The 6,589-nt window shown below is 72.9% G+C and carries 4 protein-coding genes; 3 read left to right on the top strand and 1 reads right to left on the bottom strand.

Features of this window, described 5'->3' with window-relative positions; translation table 11 throughout:
* Positions 1-211 precede the first annotated feature (211 nt).
* Complete coding sequence (locus ABZX40_RS11780) at positions 212-1,102, bottom strand: arginase family protein (protein WP_355741193.1); 891 nt, start codon at positions 1,100-1,102, stop codon at positions 212-214.
* A 322-nt stretch (positions 1,103-1,424) separates the two neighbouring features.
* On the opposite strand from ABZX40_RS11780, the gene ABZX40_RS11775 reads away from it, so the two are divergent.
* The 3 genes from ABZX40_RS11775 (at position 1,425) to ABZX40_RS11765 (ending at position 6,557) form a co-directional block, all read left to right on the top strand.
* The gene (locus ABZX40_RS11775) at positions 1,425-3,386 is read left to right on the top strand and encodes a Xaa-Pro dipeptidyl-peptidase (RefSeq protein WP_355741194.1); all 1,962 of its coding nucleotides are present in this window, start codon (positions 1,425-1,427) and stop codon (positions 3,384-3,386) included.
* Positions 3,383-4,669 (top strand): M14 family metallocarboxypeptidase, encoded by a 1,287-nt coding sequence (locus tag ABZX40_RS11770; RefSeq protein ID WP_355741196.1) that lies wholly within the window; start codon positions 3,383-3,385, stop codon positions 4,667-4,669. Before ABZX40_RS11775 ends, ABZX40_RS11770 begins: the two co-directional genes overlap by 4 nt.
* 199 nt (positions 4,670-4,868) lie before the next feature.
* Complete coding sequence (locus ABZX40_RS11765; RefSeq protein ID WP_355741435.1) at positions 4,869-6,557, top strand: BCCT family transporter; 1,689 nt, start codon at positions 4,869-4,871, stop codon at positions 6,555-6,557.
* Positions 6,558-6,589: the final 32 nt, after the last annotated feature.

Here is a 6,589-nt window from a genome sequence, read left to right as displayed (position 1 = left end):
GGAGTGGCGTACAGCATGACTTAATGACACGATAATTGTGTCATTAAGTCAAGTGTGCGGTCCCCCACTCACCCGCACCGTCCCACGCCCCCTGACCGGTCCCGCTCCCCAGCGCCGCTGAGGGCCAAGGCCCTTAGGGGCGCTGGGGGTACCCCCTCTGGGGGAGGAACTGCGCGACCAGCCCCCACTCACCCGCACCCGCGAACCCCCCTCAATCCCCCCGCCCCTCAAACGCCCCCACCACACACTCCACCAACCGCAGAGCGATCGACCCGTCCGGATCCAGTCGGGGATTGAAGATCGTCACCGACATCCCCCGCGCGCCGGGATCGGCCACCGCCGCGCCCAGGACGGAGTCCAGCTCCTGCCACGCCAGTCCGCCCGACAGCCGGTAATCGACGGCCGGCATCACCGCGTCGTCCAGGACATCGGCGTCCAGATGCACCCAGAACCCCTCGCTCCCCCCGTCCCCGGTCAGCGCGCCCAGCGCCTCCCGGGCGGCGCCCGCCGCGCCGATCTCCCGCACGGTGTGCAGATCCAGCGCGAGCAGTTCGTCCGGCAGCGGCTGCATCCCGAACACCGCCGTCTCCGCCTCGTCCCGGAAGCCGAGCGCGACCACGTCCCCGTCCGCCACCAGTGGACGCCGACCCTCCAGATCGGTCAGGACCCGCGGCCCGCGCCCCGTCGCGAGGGCGAGTTCCATGGAGGACACCTCGCCCACCGGCTCCGCCTCCGGCTGATAGAAGTCGGTGTGGCCGTCGAGAAAGAGGAGCCCATGGCGGCCCCGGCGGCGCAGCGCCAGCAGATTGCCGAGCAGGATGCTGCAATCGCCGCCCAGGACCAGCGGGAACAGTCCGTCGTCCAGCACCGCGCCCACCGCGTCCGCGAGCCGTACGGAGTAGTCGGCGATGCCGTCCGGATTGATCACCCCGGTCTCCGGGTCCCGGTCCGGCAGATAGGGCGGCGGTTCGACGCGCCCCGCGCGGACCGCCCGCAGCCCTTCGGCGAGCCCCGCGCCCAGCAGTGCCTCGGGCAGTTCCTCGACCCCCGTAGGCCGCAGTCCCAGCACGGACGGTGCCTCGATGATCGCGACGTCCCGCACGCGTCGGCTCCTTCGTTCGGGTCCGAGGGCCCGCCCGGCGGGCGCCCGGCCGACCTGCGCGCACGACGACGGCCGGTGCGTACGGGCCGTCCGGCGCACAGGGCCACCGTAGACCGACGGGGGCGCGCAGGCGCGTCGGCGCCCGCGCGCGTCCCGGCGCGTTCGCCCGGCGCCACTCCAACGCCGCCCCGTTCGGCCCAGTGCCGGGCACCCCCGCCGCCGTCCCCGCCCGCCCCACCGGCGACATCCGGCCACGTTCCTTCACAGGCATCGCACAAACGCCGTCTTCTGCACGGGAATTGACGGGGGTACCGTCCGCCTCATGCCGACACGCACGCGCTTCACGATCTGGAGACCGCTCGCGACGGCGGCCACGGCCGCCCTGATGGCCACCGTCCTCACCGCACCGGCACAGGCCCAGGCCCCGCACACCCCGCGCACCAGCCAGCCCGTCCACTCCTATGAGAACGCCGTCCGCGAGGCCGTCTGGGTCGACACCCGCCTCGACGGGGACGGCGACGGCCGCACCGACCGGGTCGCCGTCGACATCGTCCGCCCCTCCGAACCTGCCCAACAGGGCCGCCGGATCCCGGTCATCATGGACGCCAGCCCGTACTACTCCTGCTGCGGGCGCGGCAACGAGAGCCAGCGCAAGACCTACGACGCGGCCGGGAACGTCGTCCAGATGCCGCTCTACTACGACAACTACTTCGTGCCGCGCGGCTACGCCGTGATCGGTGTCGATCTGGCCGGCACCAACCGCTCCGACGGCTGTGTGGATGTCGGCGGGCGCTCCGACATCCGGTCCGCGAAGGCCGTCATCGACTGGCTCAACGGCCGCGGCACCGCCTACACCACCCCCACCGGCACCACCCGCACCAAGGCCGACTGGAGCAACGGCCGCACCGGCATGATCGGCAAGAGTTACGACGGCACCATCGCCAACGGGGTCGCCGCCACCGGGGTCGAGGGCCTGGAGACCATCGTCCCGATCGGCGCCATCTCCTCCTGGTACGACTACTACTTCGCCCAGGGTGCCCCGCTCTTCGGTTCCGGCCCCGACTGGCTGTCGAACTATGTGGAGAGCCCCGCCGCCCGCGCCCGCTGCGGCGCCGTCCAGGACGCCATCGTCGAGGGCGCCCCGCGTTCCGGCGACTGGACCGGCCTGTGGAGCGAACGGAACTACGTCCCGGACGCGGACGAGGTCGAGGCCAGCGTCTTCGTCGTGCACGGCACCCAGGACCTCAATGTCCGCGCCAAGCACTTCGGCCAGTGGTGGGACGCGCTCGCCAGGAACGGCGTCGACCGCAAGATCTGGCTCACCCAGGCCGGGCATGTCGACCCCTTCGACTTCCGCCGCGCCGAATGGGTGACCACCCTGCACCGCTGGTTCGACCATGAGCTGCTCGGCTACGACAACGGCATCGCCGACGAGCCGATGGCCGACCTGGAACGCGCCCCCGACCAGTGGGAGACGTCCACCACCTGGCCGCCCCGCTCCACCGGCACCGTCCGCCTGAAGCCCGCGACCGGCACCGCACCCGGCGTCGGCACCCTCGGCACGCGCACCGCCCGGGGCACCGAGACCTTCACCGACGACCCCGCGCGCGACGAGGGCGACTGGGCCACCGACATCGGCGTGTCCACCCCCGACAAGGCCGGGTTCGTCACCGGGCCGCTCACTCGCGACCTGCGGCTGTCCGGCTCCTCCCAGGTGACCGTCACCGCCTCCGCCACCACCGCGACGGCCCATCTCAGCGCCGTCCTGGTCGATCTCGGCCCCGCCACCATCCGCGACTACGCGGCCCCCGGCGAAGGCATCACCACCCTCCCGCAGCGCACCTGCTGGGGTGCGAGCACCACCGGCGACAGCGCCTGCTACCGCGAGACCGCCGCGCGCACCGCCGAGGTCGAGCACACCGTCCTCAGCCGCGGCTGGGCCGACCTCGGCCATCACGCCGGTGACGGCCGGGGCACCCCGCTCACCCCGGGCAAGCGGTACTCGATCACCCTCGATCTGGCCGCCACCGACCATGTCGTCCCGGCCGGGCACCGGCTCGCCCTGATCGTCGCGGGCACCGACAACGGACTGATCGAGCCGCCCGCCGACACCCCCACCCTCACCCTCGACCTCGCCCGCACCACGGCGAGCGTCCCCGTCGTCGGCGGCACCGGCGCCTTCGCCCGCGCCACCGCCGGCTCCCCGGCGACCGCGCCCGCCGCCGGACTGAGCGGCGTCGAGCCGCCCGCCACCGTCCATCGCGTCCCGGAGGGAGGCCGGTGAACCACGCCGTCCGCACCCTGGCCCTGACCACCGCCGCCGTCACGGCCACTCTGACTGCTGTCCCGGCGCAGGCCGCCGAGTCCTCCTCCGCCACACCCCCGCGCACCGGCTTCGAACAGAGCGGCGGCGCCCGCTGGACCACCGAGCCCGAGGAGCGGTCCTTCCTCGCCGCCGTCGACCGCGCGAGCGAGCAGGTCTCCGTCACCCGCATCGGCACGACCGAGCAGGACCGGCCGCTCCGGCTCGTCCGGGTCGGCGCCCGGTCCGCCGCCACCACCGTCCTGCTGGTGTGCAGCCAGCACGGCGACGAGCCCTCCGGCCGCGAAGCCTGCCTCAGCACGATCCGGGACCTGGCCCACGCCCGGGACCGCGCCACCCGGCGCTTCCTGGAACGCACCACCGTCCTCGTCGTGCCCACCGCCAACCCCGACGGCCGCGCCGCCGACACCCGGGGCAACGCCGACGGCGTCGACATCAACCGCGACCATGTCGCCCTCGCCACGAACGAGGGCCGCGCCCTCGCCGCAGTGATCCGCGACCAGCGCCCCGACCTCATCTACGACCTGCACGAATACGGGTCCACCCCGCGCTACTACGACAAGGACCTGTTCGATCTGTGGCCCCGCAACCTCAACACCGCCGACGCCGTCCACGACGAGGCCCGCACCCTCTCCGAGTCCTATGTCCGCCCCGCCGCCCAGGCCGCCGGGCACTCCACCGGCACCTACGGCATCTGGACCGACCCCGAGACCGGTGAACCGGTCCGCCAGGTCGCCGGGGACGGCCAGGAACGCATCCTGCGGAACATGTCCGGCGCCAAACACGCCATCGGTCTGCTCATCGAGAGCCGGGTCGACCCGCTCACCGAGGCCGAGCAGGCTGACGAGGCCCTCAACAACCGGCGCCGGGTGACCTCCCAGCTCGCCGCGCTCGACGGTCTGTTCGGTTACACCGGGGAGCGGCGCGGCCGGATCGAGTCGGCGACCACCGCCGCCCGGTACGCCGGGTACCGGGACTCCGGCCCGGTCTATCTCGGCGGCGCCGACAACGACCCGCCCGAACCCGCCGAGGTGATCCAGGACCCGCCCTGCGCCTACCGGCTCACCGACGCCCAGTACGCGGAGGTCGGGGACGAACTCGCCCTGCACGGCGTCCACGTCCGCCATGACCGCGAGGGCGCCCACGTACCGCTGCGGCAGTCGCTGCGGGCGCTGGTGCCGTTGCTGCTGGACGGGCGGGCCACCTACCACCTGACGGCCGGTACACCCGACCGGGACTGCTGAGCAGGTGAGAACCGGCCGGTGACCGGGTGAGAAGCACCCGATCCGTGGAAGGCGCGTAGGGCGGGGGCACCTCTCCCCGAGGAGGGGTGCCCCCGCCCTGCCGCCCGCTCAGGAAGGTGCCCCCGTGACCGCAGCCGACAGCCCGGCCGACCGGCAGCCCGACCGGCAGCCCGAGCCCGCCCCGGCCCACCGGCGGCCGGTGACCGACCGGGTCGTCTTCGGGGTGACCGCCGCGCTCACCCTCGCCTTCGTCGTGTGGGGCGCGGTCGCCACCGAGTCCCTGGAGAACGTCTCCAGCACCCTGCTCGACGGACTGATGCACAACGGCGGCTGGGCGTTCATGCTGGCCGCCTCCGGCTTCGTGGTCTTCGCCCTGTGGCTGGCCATCAGCCGCTACGGCCGGATCCGGCTGGGCGCCGAGGGCGAGAAACCCGAGTTCCACACGGTCTCCTGGGTCGCCATGATGTTCAGCGCGGGCATGGGCATCGGCCTGATGTTCTACGGCGTCAGCGAACCCCTCGCCCACTACCTCGCACCCCCGCCCGGCACCGAACCGGCCGACTCCGGCGCCCGCATGGAGACGGCCATGGCCACCACCCTCTTCCACTGGACCCTGCACCCCTGGGCGATCTACGCCGTCGTCGGCCTCGCCATCGCCTACAGCACCTTCCGCCGGGGCCGCCGCCAGACCATCAGCGCCGTGTTCACCCCGCTCATCGGGGAGCGGAACGCGAACGGGGTCGGCGGCCGGATCATCGACATGCTCGCCATCGTCGCCACGGTCTTCGGCTCGGCCGCCTCGCTCGGTCTCGGCGCCCTCCAGATCGGCTCCGGCATGCAGGTGCTGAACTGGCTGGACGAGGCGGGCACCGGACTCCTCGTCGCCGTCATCGCCGTCCTCACCCTCGCCTTCGTCGCCTCGGCGGTGTCCGGGGTCGAGCGCGGCATCCAGTGGCTGTCCAACATCAATATGGTGCTCGCCCTGGTCCTCGCCCTGTTCGTGTTCATCGCCGGGCCCACGGTCATCGTGCTCGATCTGCTGCCCACCTCGGTCTTCGCCTACCTCGGCGATCTGCCCGAACTGGCCGGGCGCACCGAGGCCAGCGGCGGTGCGGGCGTCGCCGACTGGCTGGGCAGCTGGACCGTCTTCTACTGGGCCTGGTGGATCTCCTGGACGCCGTTCGTCGGCATGTTCATCGCCCGGATCAGCCGGGGCCGCACGATCCGTCAGTTCATCGGCGGCGTCATCCTGGTCCCCAGCACGGTCAGCCTGGTCTGGTTCGCGGTCTTCGGCGGCGCGGCGATGAAGATGCAGGAACAGGGACGCCTCGGCGACGAGTCCACCCCCGAGGGCCAGCTCTTCGCGGTGCTGCGCGAGTTCCCGCTCGCCACCGCGTCCAGCCTGCTGGTGATGATCCTGGTCGGCATCTTCTTCGTGTCCGGCGCCGACGCCGCCTCGCTGGTCATGGGCTCACTGTCCCAGCGGGGCGTCCTCGAACCCGCCCGGCTCGTCGTGGTGTTCTGGGGCGTGGTCACCGGCGCGGTCGCCGCGGTCATGCTGCTGGTCGGCAGCGGCCAGGGCGACGCCCTCACCGGCCTCCAGAACCTCACCATCCTCGCCGCCGCGCCCTTCGTGCTGGTGATGCTCTTCATGTGCGTGGCCCTGATGCGCGATCTGCGCCGGGACCCGCTGATCGTGCGCGAGGAACTGGGCTCGGAGGCGGTCGACGCGGCGGTGATCGCCGGCCACCACCGCTACGACGGCGACTTCGCCCTGCGGATCGGGCCGGGGGAGGGACCGGGGGAGGGCCAGGGGCAGGGACCGGGGAAGGGACTGGGGAAGGGGCCGGGCGGGGACGGCGACCGGGCGGGCGGCACGCAACCGTGACGGTCCTCGGCGGTAGTCAAGGCACTGCGCCA

The sequence above is a fragment of the Streptomyces sp. NPDC004610 genome (assembly GCF_040609715.1).
Taxonomy (GTDB): Bacteria; Actinomycetota; Actinomycetes; order Streptomycetales; family Streptomycetaceae; genus Streptomyces.
This window is presented reverse-complemented; position numbering and strand designations above follow the sequence as displayed.

What these genes read in the sequence shown, in the direction of transcription:
- ABZX40_RS11775 (WP_355741194.1), top strand. Translation starts at nt 1,425, where the DNA reads ATGCCGACACGCACGCGCTTCACGATCTGGAGACCGCTCGCGACGGCG.